The organism is Novispirillum itersonii subsp. itersonii ATCC 12639 (assembly GCF_000381985.1).
Taxonomy (GTDB): Bacteria; Pseudomonadota; Alphaproteobacteria; order Rhodospirillales; family Rhodospirillaceae; genus Novispirillum; species Novispirillum itersonii.
The window spans coordinates 472,301-493,646 of record NZ_KB907338.1 but is presented as its reverse complement, the minus strand read 5'-3'; the positions used below and the strand labels follow the sequence as shown (position 1 = coordinate 493,646).

General features: G+C 63.7%; 20 protein-coding genes. 7 read left to right on the top strand and 13 right to left on the bottom strand.

Annotated features, from left to right (window positions below; genetic code table 11):
• Positions 1-148: 148 nt before the first annotated feature.
• On the bottom strand, positions 149-583 hold the full coding sequence (locus tag G365_RS24550) for a type II toxin-antitoxin system PemK/MazF family toxin (protein WP_026345121.1): 435 nt from the start codon (positions 581-583) through the stop codon (positions 149-151).
• 207 nt (positions 584-790) lie between these two features.
• Between G365_RS24550 and G365_RS0105535 the strand changes: the two genes are divergently transcribed.
• On the top strand, positions 791-1,672 hold the full coding sequence (locus G365_RS0105535) for a DMT family transporter (RefSeq protein WP_019644515.1): 882 nt from the start codon (positions 791-793) through the stop codon (positions 1,670-1,672).
• 33 nt (positions 1,673-1,705) lie between these two features.
• On the opposite strand, the gene acuI is transcribed toward G365_RS0105535, so the two are convergent.
• From acuI to G365_RS0105515, 5 genes are all read right to left on the bottom strand, one after another.
• Complete coding sequence (gene acuI, locus G365_RS0105530; protein ID WP_019644514.1) at positions 1,706-2,686, bottom strand: acrylyl-CoA reductase (NADPH); 981 nt, start codon at positions 2,684-2,686, stop codon at positions 1,706-1,708.
• Positions 2,687-2,701: 15 nt separating this feature from the next.
• A complete protein-coding gene (acuR, locus tag G365_RS0105525; protein WP_019644513.1) occupies positions 2,702-3,361 on the bottom strand; it encodes an acrylate utilization transcriptional regulator AcuR in 660 nt (219 codons plus the stop codon).
• Between the two features lie 199 nt (positions 3,362-3,560).
• Positions 3,561-6,983, bottom strand: a complete 3,423-nt coding sequence (locus G365_RS0105520; RefSeq protein WP_019644512.1) for a hypothetical protein — start codon at positions 6,981-6,983, stop codon at positions 3,561-3,563.
• 276 nt (positions 6,984-7,259) lie between these two features.
• Entirely contained in the window at positions 7,260-7,688 is a 429-nt protein-coding gene (locus G365_RS23435) for a type II toxin-antitoxin system PemK/MazF family toxin (RefSeq protein ID WP_081628450.1), read from the bottom strand.
• 87 nt (positions 7,689-7,775) lie between these two features.
• Complete coding sequence (locus G365_RS0105515; protein WP_019644511.1) at positions 7,776-8,801, bottom strand: hypothetical protein; 1,026 nt, start codon at positions 8,799-8,801, stop codon at positions 7,776-7,778.
• Positions 8,802-8,925: 124 nt separating this feature from the next.
• On the opposite strand from G365_RS0105515, the gene yghU reads away from it, so the two are divergent.
• Positions 8,926-9,792: a glutathione-dependent disulfide-bond oxidoreductase gene (gene yghU / locus G365_RS0105510; RefSeq protein ID WP_019644510.1), complete on the top strand. Its 867-nt coding sequence runs from the start codon at positions 8,926-8,928 to the stop codon at positions 9,790-9,792.
• A 211-nt stretch (positions 9,793-10,003) separates the two neighbouring features.
• Positions 10,004-10,612: a hypothetical protein gene (locus G365_RS0105505; RefSeq protein ID WP_155976128.1), complete on the top strand. Its 609-nt coding sequence runs from the start codon at positions 10,004-10,006 to the stop codon at positions 10,610-10,612.
• 221 nt (positions 10,613-10,833) lie between these two features.
• On the opposite strand, the gene G365_RS23780 is transcribed toward G365_RS0105505, so the two are convergent.
• The 5 genes from G365_RS23780 to G365_RS0105475 form a co-directional block, all read right to left on the bottom strand.
• On the bottom strand, positions 10,834-11,301 hold the full coding sequence (locus tag G365_RS23780) for a hypothetical protein (protein WP_155976127.1): 468 nt from the start codon (positions 11,299-11,301) through the stop codon (positions 10,834-10,836).
• A 292-nt stretch (positions 11,302-11,593) separates the two neighbouring features.
• On the bottom strand, positions 11,594-12,205 hold the full coding sequence (locus G365_RS0105490) for a hypothetical protein (RefSeq protein ID WP_019644506.1): 612 nt from the start codon (positions 12,203-12,205) through the stop codon (positions 11,594-11,596).
• The gene (locus G365_RS0105485; RefSeq protein WP_019644505.1) at positions 12,202-12,495 is read right to left on the bottom strand and encodes a hypothetical protein; all 294 of its coding nucleotides are present in this window, start codon (positions 12,493-12,495) and stop codon (positions 12,202-12,204) included. The genes G365_RS0105490 and G365_RS0105485 overlap by 4 nt, the downstream gene beginning before the upstream one ends.
• 100 nt (positions 12,496-12,595) lie before the next feature.
• On the bottom strand, positions 12,596-13,549 hold the full coding sequence (locus tag G365_RS20470) for a 2-hydroxyacid dehydrogenase (RefSeq protein ID WP_019644504.1): 954 nt from the start codon (positions 13,547-13,549) through the stop codon (positions 12,596-12,598).
• A gap of 459 nt (positions 13,550-14,008) precedes the next feature.
• Complete coding sequence (locus G365_RS0105475) at positions 14,009-14,428, bottom strand: VOC family protein (RefSeq protein WP_019644503.1); 420 nt, start codon at positions 14,426-14,428, stop codon at positions 14,009-14,011.
• 490 nt (positions 14,429-14,918) lie between these two features.
• Between G365_RS0105475 and gcvA the strand changes: the two genes are divergently transcribed.
• Complete coding sequence (gene gcvA / locus G365_RS0105470) at positions 14,919-15,839, top strand: transcriptional regulator GcvA (RefSeq protein ID WP_019644502.1); 921 nt, start codon at positions 14,919-14,921, stop codon at positions 15,837-15,839.
• An 82-nt stretch (positions 15,840-15,921) separates the two neighbouring features.
• Here gcvA and G365_RS22740 read toward each other — a convergent pair whose 3' ends face one another.
• Positions 15,922-16,665, bottom strand: coding sequence for a PH domain-containing protein (locus tag G365_RS22740; RefSeq protein WP_019644501.1), 744 nt, complete (start codon positions 16,663-16,665; stop codon positions 15,922-15,924).
• 225 nt (positions 16,666-16,890) lie between these two features.
• Between G365_RS22740 and G365_RS0105460 the strand changes: the two genes are divergently transcribed.
• Both G365_RS0105460 and G365_RS0105455 read left to right on the top strand, forming a co-directional pair.
• A complete protein-coding gene (locus G365_RS0105460; protein ID WP_019644500.1) occupies positions 16,891-17,772 on the top strand; it encodes a bestrophin family protein in 882 nt (293 codons plus the stop codon).
• A 94-nt stretch (positions 17,773-17,866) separates the two neighbouring features.
• The gene (locus G365_RS0105455; RefSeq protein ID WP_155976126.1) at positions 17,867-20,122 is read left to right on the top strand and encodes a patatin-like phospholipase domain-containing protein; all 2,256 of its coding nucleotides are present in this window, start codon (positions 17,867-17,869) and stop codon (positions 20,120-20,122) included.
• Positions 20,123-20,176: 54 nt separating this feature from the next.
• Here G365_RS0105455 and G365_RS0105450 read toward each other — a convergent pair whose 3' ends face one another.
• A complete protein-coding gene (locus tag G365_RS0105450) occupies positions 20,177-20,908 on the bottom strand; it encodes a GntR family transcriptional regulator (RefSeq protein ID WP_051089850.1) in 732 nt (243 codons plus the stop codon).
• A 178-nt stretch (positions 20,909-21,086) separates the two neighbouring features.
• On the opposite strand from G365_RS0105450, the gene G365_RS0105445 reads away from it, so the two are divergent.
• Positions 21,087-21,332, top strand: a complete 246-nt coding sequence (locus G365_RS0105445; protein ID WP_019644497.1) for a hypothetical protein — start codon at positions 21,087-21,089, stop codon at positions 21,330-21,332.
• The last annotated feature ends 14 nt before the right edge of the window (positions 21,333-21,346 follow it).

Below are 21,346 nucleotides of genomic sequence, written 5' to 3'. Positions count from 1 at the left end.
ACTGTCCCCCAGATTGATAGGCTGAAAACACCAAAGCCCCGCACAGGGCGGGGCTTTGGCAACACTGCACAAGGCTTGTTATCGCCGGGCTGCACAGCTGCCCTTCCGGGTCTTGAGTGCGGATGACAGGCAGAGCCGCGAACCCTTTTTATATAGTCCCAGGTAGGTTTTCTGTCAACGAGACAAGCCCAAGACTGGCAAGAAGGCAGCCCCTGATCCGGCGCAAATCGCCATCCGTCACCCGTTGCTCAAGATATTGCCGCTTTCCGTCACGGCGGGGCAGACGGAAAAGATCCAGCCTGCTGAAACTGGCCGCAAAAACCATGTCAGCTTTTACCCAATGGGGTCCGGCATCCCAAGGGGACGGCAAAGGCGGGTCAAGAGTGATCTCCACCTGCCACGGCACTGCGGGAACCGGCACCGTCGTACTGATGGGCACCACCGTACACAGCTCTTTGCGCAACCCTATCGGCGGACTGATCACGACCGCCGGGCGCCTCTTGACCATTTCGGGAGGGAGAAACCCTGTCGTGAAATCACAGAGGACCAGCGTTCCAATCTTGGGATGATATGTAATCGGCATACTTTCTCGGCATCGATCTTCCGGACCGGCGTCTGCCCGGTACTGTCCCCTCACAGTAACCGACCCCTCCCGCCACCGGAAGATGTAACGTGTCAGAGACGATATCCCGGCAGACGCGAAGACCGTAGAAAGCACCGCCCGTTCTCTGCTACAGCAGCGGGGCACCGCCCCTTCTCCCCGCCCGCCCCTGTGCAGGATTCCCCGCTGATGCCCTCCGCCGCCTCTTCCCCTCCGGCACAGATGCTGTGGCCGCTGTTTTTCGTGCTGCTGTGGAGCACCGGCTTCATCGGGGCCCGCTTTGGCCTGCCCTATGCGCCGCCGCTGACCTTTCTGGCGATCCGCTATGCGCTGGTGGTGGCGCTGATGCTGCCCGCCGCCCTGCTGACCCGGGCGGCATGGCCGAAAACCCCGGCGGCGATGGCGCATGTTGCCGTCTCCGGGCTGTTGATGCACGGGGTGTATCTGGGCGGGGTGTTCACCGCCATCGGGCTGGGCCTGCCATCGGGCATCACCGCGCTGGTGGTGGGGATGCAGCCGCTGTTGACCGCGCTGTGCGCCGGGGCGCTGCTGGGGGAACGGGTGCGCCCGGCCCAGTGGGGCGGCCTGCTGCTGGGCTTTGCCGGGGTGGTGCTGGTGGTGCAGTCAAAGTTGCTGGCGGTGCCGCCGGATCAGGCCATCGGCATGATGCTGCCCGCCCTGATCGCGCTGGCGGGCATCACCGCCGGAACCCTGTACCAGAAGCGGTTCTGCCCGTCGTTTGACCTGCGGACCGGGGCGGTGGTGCAGTTCATCCCCTGCCTGATCGCCACCGCCGCCGTCGCCGCCGTGACCGAGCCGCTGACGGTGCAGTGGACCGGCGCGTTCGTGTTCGCGCTCGGCTGGCTGGTGCTGGTGCTGTCGCTGGGGGCGGTGACCCTGCTTAACCTGCTGATCCGCCGGGGCGGCGCGGTCAATGTCGCCAGCCTGTTCTACCTGACCCCGGCCTCCACCGCGCTGCTGGCGTGGGCGCTGTTTGACGAAACCCTCAGCCCGCTGGCCCTGACCGGCATGGCCATCGCCGCCGCCGGGGTCTGGCTGGCCCGGCGCTAAACGCAGGCGGGCCAGCGGGAGAGAGGGGCCGGATCAGGGAGTCACCGGGATGACGATCCGCCCGCGGACTGTTCCGTCAAGAAACTTCGGCGCGGTTTCGATCACCCGGTCAAACGGCACCTCAGACGTCATCTCCGCCAGCCTGTCGAGATCAAGATCCGTGGCCAGCCTTCCCCAGGCTTCAATCCGCTCGGGTCCGGGGCACATGACACTGTCAACCCCCGCCAGAGTCACGCCGCGCAGGATAAACGGGGCCACCGACGCAGGAAGATCCATACCGGCGGCAAGACCGCAGGCCGCCACAACACCCCGGTACGTCATCATCGACAGCATGTTCGCCAGCACGGTGCTGCCCGCCACGTCGATACCGCCGGACCAGCGCTCCTGCCCCAGCGGGCGCACCTTGCCGGTCAGCTCGCTGCGGTCGATCACCGCGTTGGCCCCCAGACCGCGCAGATACTCCGCCTCAGCGGCCCGGCCGGTGACCGCCGCCACCGCATAACCCTTGGCCGCCAGCAGCGCGACGGCCACACTGCCGACACCCCCGGCAGCACCGCTGACGACAATTTCGCCACTGTCAGGCCGCACCCCGTGCCGTTCAAGCGCCAGCACACACAGCATCGCGGTGTACCCCGCCGTGCCGATCGCGGCGGCCTGCCGCATGTCGAGACCCTCAGGCAGCGGCACCAGCCAGTCACCGCTGACCCGCGCCCGCCCGGCCAGACCGCCCCAGTGCTTTTCCCCCACGCCCCAGCCGTTCAGAATCACCCGGTCACCGGGCCTGAAACCGGGATGGCTGCTGTGGGCAACGGTGCCGGTGAAGTCGATCCCCGGCACCATCGGAAACCGCCGCACGACCGGCGCTTTGCCGGTGATCGCCAGAGCGTCTTTATAGTTAAGGGTCGAATAGGCGATATCGACCGTCACATCCCCGTCCGGCAGCCGGTCTTCAGCCACATCCGTCACCGAGACAGACTGGCCATCATCGTTTTTCTCGATCAGAATCGCTTTCATGGGCTTGCCTTTCAGTTATGGTGAGGCCCCACCGTCAAAAAGACGGCTGAACAGTCCGGTAAAAGTGCGCAGGGGGGCGGGGCTTAACTCCAGCTTGGCGCGCAGGATCGCCCCTTCCCATCCGATCCAGAAGGCCTGCGCCAGCGCGTCAGGGTCTAGACCGGCGGACAGCTGGCCGCAGGCCTGCGCATCGCGGAAAAGATCCGCCGTGCGCGTCTGCCATGTTGTCAGCACGCCGATCAGTGCCTGCCGGAAGTCATCGGGCAGCGCCCCCATCTCCTGCCCCAGATTGCCGACCAGACACCCCCGCCGGAACCCATGGCGCGCCATGCCCGCCTCGGCCATTTCGGTGAAATGGCGCAGCCGGTCCAGCGGGCTGCGGCCCCGATCAAGGAAAGCCTGATCCAGAAGCCCGGCGAAATAGCTGTCGTAAGCGGCAATCAGGGCCAGACCAAAATCGGCCTTGCTGCGGAAGTGGTGGTAAAAGCTCCCCTTCGGGACCTTCGCAGCCTTCAGGATTTCATCGACCCCGACGGCGGAATACCCCTTCTCGGTCAGATGCTCCAGCCCGGCCCGGATCAGATCGCGGCGGGCCTGCGACGCATCCGGCGCCCCCCGCGGACGACCCCGGCGAGGCTTTTCGGACACTGCGTGCGGTGTGGTTGTTTCAGTCATGGGGAATTATTAGACGAAACGGTCTAATAAGTAAAGAGCCCCGGAAAAAGCCCCCTTCCCACCCCGCCGGTGGGTGGGGGAAAGAGATGCCGGAGGGAGAGGAAGGGGAGAGGAGAGGAACCGCCCGACGGGCGGTGGGGTGCCCCCTTTTTCCCGGAAAAAGGGAGCGCCAAAAAGGGGGATATGGGGGCGATGGCGCCTACTTTCCTGCCGCCTGTTTTGCTGCCGCCCGCTGATCCTGCTGATCCATATCAAGGATTATAAAGACGATCGAGATCTCGACATCGTGGCGTTCACGGCGATAACGGGCAATAAAACCCGGCGGGAGAGAGGTCTGATCTTTCCCTCCATCAAGACCGCCATCGTCTATATTGTTAAAAGTAAATCCATCTGGATATTGATTTTTTGCAATCTCGATCAGCCCATCCCATACTTTCTTAACCTCTACATCAAAAGCATAGGTCACATGAAAGAGAGTTTTCGCATCGCTATAGCCGAAGAGTTTCTGAAAGTGACTTAACAATGCCTGATTCTGCACACTCCCCCGTGAAATAACCGCTTCGATCACAGCAAGCTCACCGTTGGACCGGGAATCTGTAACGATAAGATCCCGCTCCCCCATATTTCCGCCTCCGCTGTAGCCACCCCTTGACTGACTGCGGACCGACCAGCCCAGATACCGCAGGCAGGCTGAGAGATACCGCTCAAACAGGTCAGTAATGGTGTTTTCGTCTTCTTTCCTCAAAACCTCCCGCAGGGCGGGACGCAGGGACGTAACCCCCACACCCGCGTATCGGACCGCTTCCGTCATAAGCCTCAGCAGCGGCTCTTCTCCACGCTCCAGCACCTTCGCCTGTTCTGGCCCGCTCAGCCCCTTAAACCGGGCCATCGCAGAGGAAATATTATCGAGAAGGTTCTCCCGGACCGACACTTCAGGGGCCATCAGATAGGGCATCTTGTCCGCAATATGTCTCCGGGCCCCTTCCAGCACAGCCCGGTCCTGAAACCGGATGTCTGCGGCATCCAGCACCGCCGTCGCCTCCAGCACGCGATTACAGCGGGCCAAGGCCACTGCCCGGAAGGCTTCTTCCCGCTCGGTCCGCAGGTCCGGATCAAGGGCCGACAGAATTTTGACCGCCTGATCAGCCTCGCCCAGAGACAGCAGCAGAACAGCCCGGTTGCCGTCGAAAATGGGTCCGGACGGAGGCTCCGCCAGACGGCCCCGCATCTGCCCAAGAGTATCCAAAGCGGCCCAGCCCTCGCGCAGAGCATCCCCTTCAAGCAGGGCGAAGGTGTTGTCCGGCAACAGGCAACGGATCACTGCCGCCAGCCAGTTGGTCAGATTTTCAACAGTCGGCCGGGTCTGAAAGCGCCGTTCAAAAAAGGCTTTCGCTTGCGCCGGATCAGCATTTTCCGCTGTGATATGGGTAAGCATCTGATACCAGCCGAGCAGGTCTTCCGCTTCTTGCTGTTCATAGACCGTCAATCCGCGGTCCGGCACTTTTGCCTCGCGGATTGCCTGCCAGTCCCCCCGCAGAAACAGCAGCCGGAACCGCAGCCGCAGCCGTATCAATGCGTCTCCCTTCCGTGCAGGATACGTTTCCTCATGCGCCAGATATATCTCAGCAGCGTTCAAGGCTCCCGCCGTCAGCACCCCGTCAACCCGCTCCAGCCCTGTCGGACACAGGCCACTTTCGTTCGCATCCTCTGGAGGGATTGCGTTAATCCCGTCCTCAAACCGGGATTTGAGATCCTCAGGAACCCGGCTCATCATCTGCGCCAGAAACAGCGGTTCATCTGTTTCCAGAATGCGGGTCAACAGGGCCGCTTTCTGCGCCGCCGAAACCTGCGGTGCGGTTAAAATTGCCGCCAGATCCGCGACCAGCGCCGTATCGAGATGCCCTTCTCTGCCCGCCCGCACAGACAGCGCATAGATCCTGCCCTTTTCGCGACGGTCAATCGCCCCGGCCTGCACCGCCGCCACCAAGGCTGTGAACAGATCCTCCGGCAGATCCCGCAGGCTGCCCAGAACCGCACGGCACAGAACACCGATATGCGCGGCCAGCCCGCGCCGTATCGGAAAAATCTGCTCATACTCCGTCGCTGCGGCAAGCGCCTGCCGGATATCGACGGGCAGTAAAAAGTCAGCGCGCAGACCCGGTTCTCTTGCGGAAAGCTGAGCCAGTACCGCCCCCTCCGCTGACGTCAGCCGCGATCGTAACGGGGGATGATCCCCCGCCCGGATTGACTGCACATAAGCCGTAACCACGCCTGCGGCATCCACCGCCCCCTTGACCGCCCCCAGTGCGCACAGATCCAGCGCCGTCTTAAACTCCGGGTTGCCCATCCCCTGCCCGATGTCGAGGGACGATACCATCGCCGCCAGAACCTCCGGGGGACACAGGCTCAGTTCCCGCCGCAGGATGGCACTCAGGGCGTCAGTCTGATCAACACGCCCTTTGCTCTCCCGGCTCTGATGCAGCCACAGCAGCAGCGCAGCGGCGTCCGCCGGAGGGGCGGTTCCCGCCCGCAAAAACTCGCCAAGGATTGAGACCGCATAGGCAAAGACATCGCGCTGACCGGCGTAGAAGGCCGGTTCGCTCACTTCCTGATCCTCGGCCCCACCGGAATAAGAACAGTCTGCGATCAGGAAACAGGCAAAAGCCGAACCGGGAGGATGCAACAGCAGATCAGCCAGAATGGCCGGTCTTTCTGACACTTTATACTCCAGAGCGGCCAACAGATCGGGGGAGGTCTGGCACAGAGTAACAAGGCCAGAGACCGTTTTTTCCGGTGTTCTTGACCTTCGCTCGGTATCGATCTCCATCAACAGCAGATTGATCAGGGCCAGCACGTCTTCGCAGACAGATCCCGCATCCCAATAAGACCCCAGAATATCAGCATGCCCCCGGGCCCTGCTGATCATAGGGATGCCGGACTCTGACCATCCCCTAAACCCGTTCTCGGTCTGAAGCATCGTCAGGATCAGATCGCGGAATTCCCCGCCCCTGTCCTCGCCCCACACGTCCGACGGGGAAAACTGCGGATAGCCGAGCAGGCGCCAAAGATCAATCCACCGGCGCAGAGCCTGCGGCGTGCCGTCCATCTGCTCCCACAGCCGGGCCGCCACCCATGTGGGGGTCGGGCACAGGAGATCGTTTCCAGTTGCGACAGAAGCGGCGGCGGCGGCTGAAAGCACTGGATCTGCCTTAAGGGCGGGGCTGAGATCATAGCTCCAGCCGGTCATCTCTGGCCATCGGGCTCTCAGCCCGGCCAGATCCTCCGGCCTGTCAGGGTCAACGGATTGTCTCTGTCTCCACGACCACCGCACCCGCCCCCAGATACGGAACACCTCGCCCCGGTCAAGCAATGCCTGCAAGGTGGGCACACTGCCATCCGGCAGCCCCGGCGCGTTATAGGTCTGCTCCGCCTGCGCCCACTCGCCACGGCAGATCAGGGTTAACCCGGACAGCAGGCGCAACGCCTGCTCATCCGTCAGGGTCGCGCCACCGTACTGATCGCCCCCGGACTCCGGCGCACGGTAAAAAGCCCGGTTCAGAAGCCCGCGCAGGGTTGTCCGGGTGGACTGCAACAGATACGGGGCAGTACGGGACCGCGACATGGCACCACCGACACAGGAAAAGACCGCCTATTCTGACGGGCTGCTATGACGATACACAAGTAAAAGAGACAACACCCCCACCCGATAAACTCTAGGTGAAGGAGGCCGCGCCTCCTTCCGGGGTGTGGGGCAAAGCCAGAAAACACGAAAGGGAGCCCGTAAGGGCTCCCTCCGCATTTGAATCACTTTGGGTTATGCAACCCGCAGATCGACGGATACGGCACATAAGGCCGCACCAATGCCATTTACTTTAATGGTGCCACCGCAGACTGTCAATCACGACACAGGAGGCTCTGGCATTTTAAGCGGTGGCATCCACTTTAAGGCCTTTTCCAGAAGGGGGCGGAACTCACTTTCAGTCAGGCGTGGCACCTGCCCCTTAACACTGGAAAGCCTTGCCGTTGCAACAGTCATCAGGTGATTGCAGACAACCCATGTCTCGACTTTCGGATCAACATAGTTAACCGGAAGCCTGTGCGCCCACTTGTTCCCATCCTGCGGTTTGGTTGTCATGGGCAGCACCAGACAGTGACCGTCCAGAGTATTATTATAAGACATCACGACAACAGGCCGCCGTTTCCAGAACTCTGGTCGAACCGCATCGCCCCACAGCCTGCACCAATAAACTGCCCGGACTTTGGGGGCAGACCTGATGACGCCCTTACCGACCGGGGCGTCAACTTCATCAATCAACGGGGTTGTCATTCAGCGGTCTGCCACAGCTTTATCACTCTGAGGCGCATCATAAGAGACACACTCAAAAGGCACAATCACCCCAACACCACCACCCCCCTACACCGCCACCGGCACCATATCGCGCAGGCGTTGCGGCAGGGTGGGCAGCAGGGCGCGGCGGGCGCGGTGCCAGAAGGCGGAGAACAGCAGCAGCACGCTGCCGACCGGCAGGGCCACCAGCGCCCAGCCGATTTCGGCCCCCATCTGTGCCGCCGACTGAGTGACCGCCGAGATCACCGCGTACAGCACATAGGCCAGTGATGACACCAGAATGGCCCGGCGGTCGGTGATCAGCGCCACCACCATCAGCACCGCATAGACCGCCAGCACCAGCAGCGCCCCGGCCAGCGGTGACGGCAGATCGGGCAGCAGGGCAAACACCGGGTGTACGATCATCCCCGCCGCCAGCAGATGCAGCCAGAATGCCACATCCGCCCGCCGCGTGGCGCGCTCGCGGTCGCTGGCATCCCAGCGCATCGCCAGCACAAACACCCCGACCCCGGCGGGCAGGATCACCCAGGCCAGATACGGCGCCACATCCGGCGCAAGGGTCAGCAGCAGCCCCAGCAGGGCCGCCGCCCCGGCTGCGGTGCCCGCCGCCACCGTCACCGGCACCCGGAACCGCCACCAGTGCAGCGCCGCCCCGGCCCCGGCCAGCACCGCCCCGCCCAGCAGCGGCAGGGCCGCCCAGCGCCCGCTGTCTTCCAGCCCCGGCAGCATAAACCCCGCCATCGTCACGCTGGCATACAGCCCGCCGGTAAAGGCCAGCAGCAGCAGAATGGACGGCAGCGCCATCCGGCGGCGGCGGGTAAAGTATTCCGCCAGCCCCCATGCGGCGACAGCCATCAGGGCTGCCCCGGCCCCGGCAAGCAGCGCGGTGCCCAGCCCGTACAGCGCCGCCAGCACCAGCGTGATGGCAACCGACACGAAAATATCGTTAAACCCGGTCAGCAGCCGGAAGTGTTCCTCATCCGCCATCCGGCCATCCTGCCGGGCGGCAACAAAGGTCCGGAAGGCGGCCACCGCCCGCCCGTCCAGCACCCCGGCGCCGACGGCGGCATCCAGATCATCATCGGTGTACATCGGGCCTGCTCCTGCTGTTGGCTGCCCCACAGTGCCCCCGGATCAGCCCCTTGGCAAGCCTTCCGCCCCGTCCCTATATGCGGAAGAGACATCATCACGCCTCGGGCGGAAAGGGGACCATCACATGACCGACACCACCACCGGCCAGACCGGCTGGCAGCCGCCGAAAGTCTGGACCTTTGACGCCGAAACCGGCGGAACCTGGGCCAAGACCAACCGCCCGACCGCCGGGGCCCAGTACGACCGCGCCCTGCCGGAAGGCAGCCACGCCCTGCAGCTCTATTCCCTTGCCACCCCCAACGGGGTCAAGGTCAGCATTCTGCTGGAAGAGCTGCTCGACGCCGGGATCAGCGCCGCCGAATACGACGCGTGGCCGATCCGCATTTCTGACAGCGATCAGTTTTCGTCCGGGTTTGTCGCTGTCAATCCCAACTCGAAGATTCCGGCGCTGGTTGACCGTTCCGGCCCGGCCCCGGTGCGGGTGTTTGAATCCGGGCACATCCTGCTGTATCTGGCGGAAAAGTTCGGCGCTTTCCTGCCTGCCGACCCGGCGCGGAAGACCGAGGTGCTGAACTGGCTGTTCTGGCTGCAGGGCGCGGCCCCGTTTGCCGGGGGCGGCTTCGGCCACTTCTACGCCTATGCCCCGGAAAAGTACGAATACCCGATCAACCGCTACACCATGGAAGTCAAGCGCCAGCTTGACCTGCTGGATCAGCTGCTGGCCGACCGCCCCTATATCGGCGGGGCCGACTACACCATCGCCGACATCGCCATCTGGCCGTGGTATGGCCAGATGGTGCTGAACCGCGTGTATAATGCCGCCGAATTCCTTGATGCCGGCCGCTATAAAAACGTGCTGCGCTGGGCCACCGAGATCGCCGCCCGCCCGGCGGTCAGGCGCGGCCTGATGGTCACCCGCACCTGGGGGGAAGAGGCAGAGCAGGTGCCCGAGCGCCACAGCCCCGCCGATTTCGCCGGAAAAAACCTGTAAGCTAAAGAGCGTGTAAGCCTGTAAGCCCGTTTCTTTTCCGTTACCCAAGGCCGGGCGTGTGGGGGGCACCCCTCACGCCCGGCGGCCCTTCACCCCAGAGTTTCCCGTCAGGCACAAAGCACTCAAAAGGCGTGTTTCATATTGACACACACCCCCGGCGGGCAGAGTGTTTTCCGGCGCTGTACCGGATACCACTGCCAGGGGGTGGGTGATGCCATTCGACCAATTAGCCTATCCGGCCATCAATCAGGGGCCTCACCCCCATTGCGGGGCTGCCTCCGCCGCCTTTGTCGCGCGCTGGTGTCAGTACCAAGCGGTGCCAAACAGCTATAATGATCAGGTCGCGCTCAGCACAACCGTCATGCGGGATACCTGCCTGACCCGCTGCACCTATAGCCTTGGCAGCACACCGGCCAATATCGCCAGTTACATCAAAAAGCAGTGCCCGGCAGCGCGGATTTATGCCCCGACGGAGATCGCGACCAACTGGTCTCTGCGGCCCTGGTATATTTTTCTGCGCCCGGCCTTACACATCAACCTCAGCACCACCAACTTCTCGATGGGCTGGAAATGCCTGATCCCCAACGGCATCATGGGGCAGGATTATGTGGTGATCAAAATGATCAGCAAGCGCCCCTATGAAGGCTGCATGGAATATCTGGGGGCGCATTTTGTGGTGCAGGTTGATGACACCACCATCATGGACCCCGCAGATGGCGACTTTGTCGATGCCGGAACCTACCTGAACGGCGGGTACTGCGCCGCCGGATATGCCTCTGTCGGGCTGGACCTGTATGTCTTCAGGCCGCCGCCGGTCTGATCGTTGTTAGGTGACACTTAGTCTTGGAGGGATCCGGGATTGGGCGGGATAGAACGGGATGTACCGGGACCCCGCACGAACGCAGGCTATCTATGGGTAAGGACAGAAGGGACGCCCCCTTGAGATAATTGGGGGCGTCCCTTCTGTTGATCGTAATCATCAGTTGGTTTTAGAGGCCAGCTGATCAGAGGCTCATCATGCTCTGATAGAGCTCTCAACAATCACCAATCAAGAGCCGGATGGACAGGCGAACTTCCCTGCGCAACTGAGACAGTCGCCATCTGAGGACTGTTCCGCTCCAAGCGACCAACCCACCCCTTTCCATTCACATCTTGAACTTCACCAAGGGCCGTAACATCCAGCTTCTGAGCCAGTAGATCCGGCAGAAAACCGATGTCCGCAATTGCGTTTAAATGAGCTATCGCAGCTTTCTGGTGATGAACGGCACTGCGTGTATCAATCTGGATCTGAATGGCGACAACTCTTCCCTGCTCTTCGATGACCGCAAAAACAATGCCCCCACCCTTGCACTCAGCCCGAACATACCTCGGGTCTTCGGATGATCTTTCAATATTGGCCCCACACCATGACCGCAGGTCCCGATGGTATGGCAGTTCATCCGCATAAGACGTACTGCTGATCACCGCTATTCCGACTGATAGTGCGAAGGTTATCTGAGTGAAGGACATTTACAGAATGGCCCCGATCAAAATTATCACGCCACAAAGGATGATCGTACAATTCACGATAGACAGAGTTGATATCCGTCTCCGTGGCCCTGTATTTGTCAGTACATTAGCGATATCTTCTTGCACAGACATAAGGATGACCCCAGATTTAAGCGCCAGCCTAGGCGGCATCGGCCATACCCGCCGCGACGGCAGTTCAGACGGCGGCGCCCCCCTGCTTCAGCCCCTGTCCGGGATCCTGCCGCAAAAGGCCGCTGGCCGGTAAAGTGCTGTTTCGGGCGTATGTCTCAAGTCAGCTTTTTGGGGGGCTTACTCTGAAATATCCTTTGATATTCGCCGCTGCCCGCACTGCGATCTGCACATGGGTCTTCGCTTTAAAGCCGCTGCCGGGAAAAAGCGCCTCCCCTTCCGTGAACAGGCCCCGGACGGTGTCATACTCCTGAAGGGCAGGGTCACTCTCTTTACCAGCCTCCAGAGCACTGTGCAGATGCCGGATCACAGCACAGTCAAGATAGCGTAACAGGGAATCCTGATCGTGTGGCCCCGCTTTGCGGTTCTCAGGCATACGATCAAGGGTTCCCGCCGCAGAGTGAGTACTTTTAAAAGAGTCATAAGCTGCTGACAGTTCGGACAGACTGTCACGGGACATCAGATCAAGGCATTGACCAAGATCAATAACCGCACCGATCACAAAAGCTTGGCCACAACCTTTACGGGCAACGCGCTGATGCGCCCATTCCCAAGCCCGATGCGGGTCTGCTTCCCAGAAATAAATCCCCGGCCCCAGCCAGTCGTAATCCTGATCGCTCCCGCTCAGAGTCGCGCCGCCGGTCAGAACCTTTTCCCCCACTGAGGCGTCACACCCATGATATCCCAGCACAAAAGAGGCATGAAGGCGACTCATGCCTCTTCTGCCGCCGAAAACTGAATACCGCCGGGAAAATAGCGCGAGTGCCGCCTGCGCTGTTTCCCCGCCTTACGCACACCGGTATGCTGTTCCGCCACATGCATTTTTTTTACGATCAAAACCGCCGCGCGGCTTCTCTTACCTCCGTACTCGAATGTAAGCGCGCCATCCGGTCGGTAAATCCCTTCCCGCACCAGCGTTTTTTTCGCGGCCTCAGGGGATGAGGTCGCCTTGCGGGTATACTCTGCCAGAACCTTTCTGACGATATCCTGACGGGTCAGGGCCATGGGCTTTTTATCCAGTCCTGTGAGGAGGAGGAAGCGCGGCAATGCATAAATCCTCATATGAGTATAAGAAACCCGCATCCGGGAAACAAGACACCCCCCCTTAATACGACCGCCCCCGGTCCACCTGCCCCGGCAGCGGGCTGACCCCGGCCTTCAGCGCGGCGATGCCGTCGGCAATCTGGTCCACCGCCGGGCCGGGCAGCGTGCTGGCCGCCACATGCGGGGTGGCAACCACGCGCGGGTGGCCCCACAGGCGGCTGTCCTGCGGCAGCGGCTCGGTCACGAACACATCCAGCAGCGCCATGCGGATATGGCCGCTGTCGAGCAGCGACAGCAGCGCCGCTTCATCCACCTGATCGCCGCGCGCACAGTTGATAAACGACGCCCCGGCGGGCAGCGCCCCCAGCGTGTCGGCGTTAAACAGCCGCCGGGTTTCCGGCGTTGATGGCAGCACGCTGATCAGAATCTCGGTTTCCGCCAGCAGCCGCAGCAGGGCATCGGCCCCGGCCCGGCAGTCCACCCCCGGCAGGCTGCGGGCAGACCGGCTCCAGCCGCGCACGGCATAGCCCAGCCCGGCCAGCGCCTGCGCCACCGCCCCGCCGATTGCCCCCAGCCCCAGCACCGTCACCCGGGTGTCAGCGGCCAGACGCGGCAGGCGCGGCTGCCAGCGCTTTTCCGCCTGATCCGCGGCATACAGGTCAAAATCGCGCTGATGGCGCAGCACCCCATACAGGGCATATTCCACCATCTGCGGGGCCATCCCGGCATCCTGCAGGCGGATGATCGGCACGGCGGGGTCAAGGTCAGCCCGGGCCAGCAGCTTATCGACCCCCGCCCCCAGATTGAACACCGCCTTCAGGCCGGAAAACCCGGAAAAGCTGGCCGCCGCCGGGGGCGACCACGCCGCGATATAGTCCACCGCCGCCGGGTCCACCGCCTCCGGCCACACCGCCACCCGCAGCGCATCGCCAAAGCGGGCGGCAAACACCCCGCGCCACTGGCCGGGATCATCGCCGCCGGAAATCACATACAGAAGCGGTGAAGAGGAAGACATCAGAAAACTCCATCGCAAGGGCATCCGCCAGACAGTTCTGTCAAAATGGACACCAGACCAGAAGATAACAATACTATAACGTTTTAATAGAGAGTTTTCGTCTATTCATCAGTCTTGATTTAACAGAAAAACCCCCTGCCCCGCGACAATGCCAGAATACTGCCGGATAAAAAAGAGGGCCGCGCCGGAAAAGTCCGGCAGCGGCCCAAAGTGGCAAGGGGAACGCCCCCGGGGCTACGGGCCAGCCAAGCTCAGAGATCGCCGGACCGCAGGCACGCCACCGGAGGGTGGGGGGAACAAAAACGCGCCCGCCACCCCGGAAAAACAGGGGTGGCAGGAGGCTAAACCGCCCCGCCCCCGACAGGGAGAGGGGGGAGAACCGGGGCGGACAACAGCCCGGCAGGCAGGCCGGGCCGGTGTGAAAGACAGGGCGGCGGGGCAGCCCGCCACCCCGGACCCTTATTTCGCAAACAGCTGCGACATATCGCGGAACGACTTGAATTCCAGCGCATTGCCAGCCGGATCGTAGAAGAACATGGTCGCCTGCTCGCCGACCTTGCCCTTAAAGCGGATGTACGGCTCGATCACAAACGTGACGCCCGCCGCCTTCAGCCGGTCGGCCAGAGTGTGGAAGTCATCCCAGTTCAGCACCACGCCAAAGTGCGGCACCGGCACGTCATGGCCATCCACCGGGTTATGGTGCGGGCCTTTTTCCTTCGCCGGGGCCAGATGCGCCACGATCTGGTGGCCGAACAGGCTGAAGTCGATCCATTCATCGCTGGACCGGCCTTCCGGGCACCCCAGCAGGCCGCCGTAAAAGCTGCGGGCCGCCGCAAGGTCATCAACCGGAAATGCCAGATGGAAGGGGGTGATCGTCATGCTCGCAAAGCCTCTCGTCTGCCGGGGCGGGCCAAAATGCAGGGGGTCATGATTTTTTCTCAGGTCTTCTGCCCCGGTGCATGCAGTATTGCCGCTTCCCTGCCCCTCGACAAACGAGATTAAATCTTATCTAAATGAGTTTACCTCATTTAGATAAGATTGTTTTGTTTGGTCCCTCAGGCGGCGGGCGGGGGCATCCGCCCCCTTGCCTCACGCGCGAATGGTCGCGCGGGCCCTCAATGGGCCAGTCGGGCCGTTATACGGCCCTCCGTTTGTTTGGTCCCTCAGGCGGCGGGCGGGGGCGTCCGCCCCCTTGCCTCACGCGCGAATGGTCGCGCGGGCCCTCAATGGGCCAGTCGGGCCGTTATACGGCCCTCCGGGAGTGGGCTCCGCTGGGGTTGAGAAAGACAAAGAAAAAACAAAAAAAGAAAAAGCAAAAGACAAATAAAAAGAAAAAATAAAAAACAACAAACAAAAGAGAGAGTTTATTATGGGATCTGGGCCTAATGACCGCCTGCCGTCGCTGAAAGCGATCCGCTGTTTCGAGGTTGCCGCCCGTCATGGCTCCTTCACGCTGGCAGCGGCGGAGCTGCACGTCACCCAGGGCGCGGTCAGCCGTCTGATCCAGTCCCTTGAAGAAGACCTCGGCACCCCGCTGTTTGACCGGCAGGGCCGCACCCTGCGCCTGACCGCCACCGGCGAGGCCTACGCCCAGCAGGTGCGCGGCGCGCTGGAGCAGATCGCCGCCGCATCCCGCGCCGTCCGCCGCACCCATGACAGCGGGCTGGTGCGCGTCAACGTGCTGCCCACCTTCGCCCTGCGCTGGCTGGTGCCGCGCCTGCACCGCTTCCGGGCCCGCAGCCCGGATATTCTGGTGGATGTCACCTCATCCGAAGCGGTCATCGACTTCCGCACCGACCCGGTGGATGTCGCCGTGCGCAACGGCCTTGCCCCGTGGCCGACCGCCACCGCCCACCGGCTGATGGAAGAGGATGTCGGGCTGTTCTGCGCCCCGGCACTGGCCGCTGCCCTGCCCCTGACCGGCAAGCCGGAAGACCTGCCCACCCTGCTGGCCCAGCCGCTGCTGTACCATTCCACCCGCCCCGACGGCTGGGCGGAATTCTGCGCCGCCACCGGCCAGCCCGTGCCGGACCTGACCCACGCCCCGGCCTTTGAACACTTTTTTATGATCATCGAAGCCGCCGCCGCCGGAATGGGCATCGGCCTGCTGCCGCTGTTTCTCGCCCGTGCCGAGGTCAGCGCCGGGCGGCTGGTGCAGCCGGTGCCGCACACCGCCCGCCGCACCAAGGCCTATTACCTGCTGCACGCCCCCGGGGCCGGGCACAGCGGCCCGGTCCGCGCCTTCTGCGACTGGCTGCGCGAAGAGGTCGCCGCCGAAAGCGGGGGATAAGATCAGGGCAAGAAGACCCCGGCCCACCCCGGTTTTAAAGCGCCCCGGTTTTACAGCGCTCCGGTTTTAAAACGCTCTGGCCTCAGTCCCACTCCCCCGGCAGCGGGCCTTTGCGCGGCGGCGGCGGGGCGAACGGCACCGGGCGGGCACGGTGCGGCGGGTCTTCCGGCCAGCCGTCATCCTGATCGGTATGGCGGCCAAGGGCCTGCTGCATCCGCTCCACCTCCTGCACCGGATTGGCCGGGGGGCGGTGCTTCTGTTTCGGCTGGGGCTGAGGCTGGGGCTGAGGCTTCCGGGCCGGTTGAGCAGGCTGCTGGGCCATCTGGGGCCGGGCGTCGTCTTCCTCCGCCATCCGGGCGCGGGCGGCGGAATAGGCCGCCCCGGTGCGGCGCAGCACAATTTCCTGCACCTGCAACAGCGCCCGCCGGAATGCCACCGGGTTATCAATGCCCTTAATCGACTCTCCGTTTTCGCTGGCCCCCAGAACGGTGACGGTGCCAAAGCCGAACATCCGGCCAAACAGCCCCTGTTCGATCCGCACGCTTTCAACCTTGGCGATATGGAATTCGACGATACGGCGGCGCACCATGCCCAGCCGGGCCACCACCCGGCGGTTGGTCACGCACAGCTCGGTGGAGGAATAATAGGCGCTGGCCGACATCCACAGCACCAGCCCATAGCCGAACAGCGGCAGCAGCAGCAGCCCGGCCATCAGCTTCGGCAGGATCGCCCACAGGCTGACCGCCCCTTCGTAGAGTATTTTTTCCCCATCAAGCAGGGATTCCCGCACATAGCTGGCCACGCCGCATTCCTTGCTGTCTGGCATTCCGCCACCGGGCCCCGGCCCGTCATGGCAGAAACGCATTCGCAGGCCGGACCGATCCCCCGACGGTGTCCGCCCTGCGGCTTTCTATCGCCACAGTATCATACGGGGCCTGCCGCCCGCCGCAAGCACAGGCTGCACCCCTGCCCTGCGTGCCACGCGTTTGGCACAGGGCCGCCGCCCGGCGATACTGCCGCCCCTGTTTTTGGAAAGCAAAGGCTGACGGCGGTGATTGTACGTGACAGACCGGGGCTGGTGACGCTGTTTCTGATCCTGCGAGGCTCGGTGATTCAGCGGATCTGGCCGCAGATGCTGCTGGTGATGGCGCTGTCGCTGGCGGTGGTGCTGGGCCACGCCATCGCGCCGGGGCTGATCCCCACCGTCAACGGGGCACCGTTCGCGCTGGTCGGCATTGCGCTGTCGGTGTTTCTCGGCTTCCGCAACAACGCCTGTTACGACCGCTGGTGGGAAGCGCGGAAAGTGCTGGGCAATCTGGTCACCTACAGCCGCGACCTGATCCGCCGCACCCAGCTTTTGCCGCCGCGCGGCCCCGCCGGGGTGCAGGCGCGCGAGGTGCTGCTGCGGCAGGCGGTGATCTTTGCGCAGGCGCTGGCCGCCCACGTGCGCCCGCCCGCCGGCCTGAGCCCGCCGCCGCACCCCGATCAGCCGTTGCAGGTGATGGGCGACACGCTGGCCGCCCTGCGCAGCCCGGCAGCGCCGCTGGTGTCAGATGTTGAATATACCCTGCTGGACCGCACGGTGTCTGACATGACCGGGGTGCTGACCGCCTGCGAGCGGCTGCGCAACACGCCGGTACCCTTCGGCTATATGCTGCTGCTGCACCGCACCGCCTATCTGTTCTGCTTCATGCTGCCGTTCGGCTTTGCCGATGTGCTGGGGCTGGCGACACCGCTGGCCGCCGGAGTGGTGGCCTATACCTTCTTCGGGCTGGATTCCTTAAGCGAAGAGCTGGAAGAACCCTTCGGCACCCTGCCCAACGACCTGCCGGTGGCAGCGCTGGCGGTGACGGTGGAACGCACCCTGCGCGCCGCCCTCGGCGATACCGACCTGCCCCCGGCCCCGCAGCCGGTGGACGGGATTTTGCTGTAACACCTGCCCGGCCAGAAACAGCCGGAAAATATAGATTGATCCTTCTAGTTCGGCATGCCCTACTCATCCTGCAATCATGAGCTGTGAGGGTGTCATGGCAGGATCGATAGGTGTGCGGACCCTGCTGCTCCTGTCAGCGCTCGCCCCCCTGTCAGCGGGATGCAGCGGCCCGGAAGAGCGGGTGGCCGGGCTGCGGGCCGCGGGCGGTGCCCCCTGCTATCTGGGGGAGGAAACGGTGCCCTGCCACCCCCGGCAGCCGGTGGAAGGGCTGACACCGGCGGGGCTGCGCCAGTCTTACGCCGCCGAGCCGTGGCTGAAGTTTGACGGCAAAGACCGCCCCGCAACCGGGCTGGCGCTGATGGGCGGCGGCGCACAGGCCGGGTCCTTCAGCCTCGGGGTGCTGAAGCGGCTGGTTGATGAGGATCTGCTGCGGGATATCGACGTCCTTTCGGTGGTGTCAGGCGGGGGGTATGCCGCCCTGTACCTCTACACCAGCGCCGATGCCCTGATCGCCCCCGGCACCACCCCTGACGGGGGCGCTGACGGGGCCGCCGCCGCCCTGCGCGGCAACTTCACCCTGCCTTACGCCTATTGCCTTGGCCCGGCCCGGACGAAGAAAGCCCCGGGGCAACAGGAGAAAGAATCCGTCCACGTTCCGGTGCTGTCCACAGACGGACTGCTGGCAACCGGCAGGCTCGACAGCCTGATCTATTCAAAAAGCTACTGCCCCGCAAACCGTAACGACGTGGCCGACAGCGGCGTGCCCGACGGGCCCCTTAACACCGTTCAGCGCCGGTCCGATGTTTTTTCCAATGACAGCACCCGCCCGTCCCGCGCCGAACAGGGCTTTGACATCCCCCGCGCCGGGTGGGAACTGACCAGAACACTGGCCACCGCCCCGGCCTACTGGGCGACCAACCTGCTGTTCGACACCGGGCTGGAGGTTTCGCCGTCAAAGTGGCTTTACCGCGATGGCATCCTGCGCGCCTATGGGTCCTGCCCGGAGAACACGGCCGGGCCGCAGCCGGGGGAACCCGCCGGGGCCCGCAACTGCCTGCAACCGTCCGGGCCGGACAGCCCGCTGTACGGGCTGCGCTTCTCTCACCTCCGGCGGCTTGCCGATCACAGCGCGCCGGACCGGCGGCTGCCGGTGCTGAATGCCACCATCCCCACCCGCCCGGTGTGGGACATGCGCAAAAGCGATGTAACGCGGATGGATGACCACCGCTTTGAGATCACGCCGTTCGGCTTCGGCAACCATCAATACGGTTTTGCCGATGCCTCGCCGGACCGGCTGGGCATCGCGGTCGGCGATGGCGTCGGGGCCGCCGCCGCCTTTATCGACCCGGCCCAGCGGGTCTTCAGCACCGGCCGGAATGCTTTTATCGCCGCAGCCACCAATCTGTTCAATCTGGACTGGTCCGTCTCTCTGCCCAATTACCGGCTGACCCCGCCGCAGCGGGTCGTCGCCGCAGCCGTTCCCGCCCCGCTCCATCTGTTCTCGCGCCTGAACGAGCCGGAGCTGCGGTCCCACATCCACCTTGGGGACGGCGGCGTTTCCCGCGATACCTTCGGCCTTCTGGCCCTGCTGGAACGGGGGACCCGCACCATCTTCATCTCCGATCATGTCGATGACCGCTACGACGACAGGGGCAGCCTGCGGTTTGAGGCCCTGTGCAACGCCGCCACCTTCCTGTCTGACCGGGGATACCGCCTGATCTTTGACGGGCACCCGACCACCCCCCTGGCCGGGGCCGGAACCCCCGAGCCTGAAATCGACATCGCCCGCCACTGCAGCGGCGAGACACCGACCCTGAAATCCGCGCCGGGCGGCGGCAGCTATTCCTTCCGGGACTGGCAGCGCCCGCTGTGGAAAGGCACGGTCCGCACCGCCCGCGACCCCGCCGACATCCGCCCCGGCACCACCGGCCTGCTGGACGGCACCACGCTCTATCTGATGAAAACCGCCATCCCCGGCCACAGCAGGACGATGGACGCCATCCGCCACTGCGCCGGTTCTCTTAAAACGCTGCTGGAAAGCGGGCGCCCGGTCCCCCAGCGGGATCTCGCCCGGACCTGCCCCCTTCTGGATATGGCCGAGGCCGCCAGACGGATCCGCGCGGGGGAGCAGCCGCTGTTCCCCCCGCTGATCACCGCCTGGCTGCTGGACGGCGGCACCACCCCCGACGATAAGGGGCTGGACAGCAGCCTGTTCCCGCAGGATTCCATGTTCACCATGACCGCCTTCAACAGCCAGAACATCTTTGCGGTCTATCTGGAACTGGGGAACTACCTCGCCTATGCCATGGCGCAGCAGATCCGGCAGTCCCGCCCTCCGGCCGGGCGATAAGACAGGCCGGTCAGACTGGCCGGTAAGACTGGGCGGTCAGACTGGGCACGGGCCCTACAGCGGCACATCCTGCCGCCGGTCCCGGGCGATCAGGGCCTGAATCTGCCGCACGATCTGGTCGGCGTGGGCAGCGGCAAGGCGGTCGGCCAGCGGCACATCGCGGGCGGCGATGGCGTCGATCAGGGCGGCATGTTCATCGACATACTGCGGCGGCAGCCGGTCTTCGAAGGAAGAATAATACAGCCGCAGAATCCGCCGCCCCTCATCCAGCACCCGGGTGAACAGGCTGAGGTAATAGGGGTTGCGCCCGGCCTCGGCGATGGCGATGTGAAAATCGCGGTTGGCGGCAATCATCCCCAGCGCATTCTGGGCCTGCACCGCACGGGCGAAATCGGCCTGCCGCGCCCGGATCACCGCCAGATCAGGAGCGGTGTGATATTCCGCCGCCAGACGGGTGGTGACGCGGTACATCAGCGTCAGCGCATCAAAAAAGGTGTGCAGATGCAAAAAGTCAATCACCGCCACCACGGTGGATCGGTTGGGCAGCGTGGTCACCAGCCCGTCACAGGCCAGCCGCACCAGTGCCTCCCGCACCGGGGTGCGGGACATGGCAAAGCGTTCTGACAGCTGCTGTTCGTCCAGCGGGCTGCCCGGTTGCAGGGCAAGATCCAGAATCTCGTCGCGCAGAATGTCATAGACCAGCCGCGCCCCTTCGCCGCGCCTGCGCTCCGGCAGCGCGGACCCGTCCGCAGGATCGGGGGAGGAAGACCGGGGGGAACGCGCCATCGCCGCAACTGCCTTATGCCATCTGTCGACAGGCAGCATACAGGGTTGGGCCTCTTCATCGCCAGACGGATTTTTTGCACCGGCCCGGCACCTCCACGGTGGCTGTGGAACAACCGTGGCATGGTGGCCTCATCCCCGCACAGCGGCCACCGGCACCGCCCCTTTACCGGAGGACACCATGCCCGAGGACACCATGAAGGTCATCATACTCTCGCTTGCCGTCTCGTTCGCCACGGTCATCGCCGCCGCCCTGTGGATGGCACAGATCATCCGCATGCTGATTGCCGGGGCGATTCTGGCGCTGTGTGCTGCCGTATACTGGCTCTATACCTTTTCCCCTGCCGTTGCCGCCGGGGCCATCATACTCATTTTAATTGTGTTTGTTCTTTTCATTCGCGATGATCCTGCGGCTGAATCGTCATGACAGAAGCAACCGCA

What these genes read in the sequence shown, in the direction of transcription:
- G365_RS0105485 (WP_019644505.1), bottom strand. Translation starts at nt 12,495, where the DNA reads ATGGCCCTGACCCGTCAGGATATCGTCAGAAAGGTTCTGGCAGAGTAT.
- G365_RS0105475 (WP_019644503.1), bottom strand. Translation starts at nt 14,428, where the DNA reads ATGACGATCACCCCCTTCCATCTGGCATTTCCGGTTGATGACCTTGCG.
- G365_RS0105445 (WP_019644497.1), top strand. Translation starts at nt 21,087, where the DNA reads ATGCCCGAGGACACCATGAAGGTCATCATACTCTCGCTTGCCGTCTCG.
- G365_RS22740 (WP_019644501.1), bottom strand. Translation starts at nt 16,665, where the DNA reads ATGCCAGACAGCAAGGAATGCGGCGTGGCCAGCTATGTGCGGGAATCC.
- G365_RS0105535 (WP_019644515.1), top strand. Translation starts at nt 791, where the DNA reads ATGCCCTCCGCCGCCTCTTCCCCTCCGGCACAGATGCTGTGGCCGCTG.
- G365_RS0105515 (WP_019644511.1), bottom strand. Translation starts at nt 8,801, where the DNA reads ATGTACACCGATGATGATCTGGATGCCGCCGTCGGCGCCGGGGTGCTG.
- acuR (WP_019644513.1), bottom strand. Translation starts at nt 3,361, where the DNA reads ATGACTGAAACAACCACACCGCACGCAGTGTCCGAAAAGCCTCGCCGG.
- yghU (WP_019644510.1), top strand. Translation starts at nt 8,926, where the DNA reads ATGACCGACACCACCACCGGCCAGACCGGCTGGCAGCCGCCGAAAGTC.
- G365_RS24550 (WP_026345121.1), bottom strand. Translation starts at nt 583, where the DNA reads ATGCCGATTACATATCATCCCAAGATTGGAACGCTGGTCCTCTGTGAT.
- G365_RS0105490 (WP_019644506.1), bottom strand. Translation starts at nt 12,205, where the DNA reads ATGAGTCGCCTTCATGCCTCTTTTGTGCTGGGATATCATGGGTGTGAC.
- G365_RS0105505 (WP_155976128.1), top strand. Translation starts at nt 10,004, where the DNA reads ATGCCATTCGACCAATTAGCCTATCCGGCCATCAATCAGGGGCCTCAC.
- G365_RS0105520 (WP_019644512.1), bottom strand. Translation starts at nt 6,983, where the DNA reads ATGTCGCGGTCCCGTACTGCCCCGTATCTGTTGCAGTCCACCCGGACA.
- G365_RS23435 (WP_081628450.1), bottom strand. Translation starts at nt 7,688, where the DNA reads ATGACAACCCCGTTGATTGATGAAGTTGACGCCCCGGTCGGTAAGGGC.
- G365_RS0105450 (WP_051089850.1), bottom strand. Translation starts at nt 20,908, where the DNA reads ATGGCGCGTTCCCCCCGGTCTTCCTCCCCCGATCCTGCGGACGGGTCC.
- acuI (WP_019644514.1), bottom strand. Translation starts at nt 2,686, where the DNA reads ATGAAAGCGATTCTGATCGAGAAAAACGATGATGGCCAGTCTGTCTCG.
- G365_RS23780 (WP_155976127.1), bottom strand. Translation starts at nt 11,301, where the DNA reads ATGTCCTTCACTCAGATAACCTTCGCACTATCAGTCGGAATAGCGGTG.
- gcvA (WP_019644502.1), top strand. Translation starts at nt 14,919, where the DNA reads ATGGGATCTGGGCCTAATGACCGCCTGCCGTCGCTGAAAGCGATCCGC.
- G365_RS0105455 (WP_155976126.1), top strand. Translation starts at nt 17,867, where the DNA reads ATGGCAGGATCGATAGGTGTGCGGACCCTGCTGCTCCTGTCAGCGCTC.
- G365_RS20470 (WP_019644504.1), bottom strand. Translation starts at nt 13,549, where the DNA reads ATGTCTTCCTCTTCACCGCTTCTGTATGTGATTTCCGGCGGCGATGAT.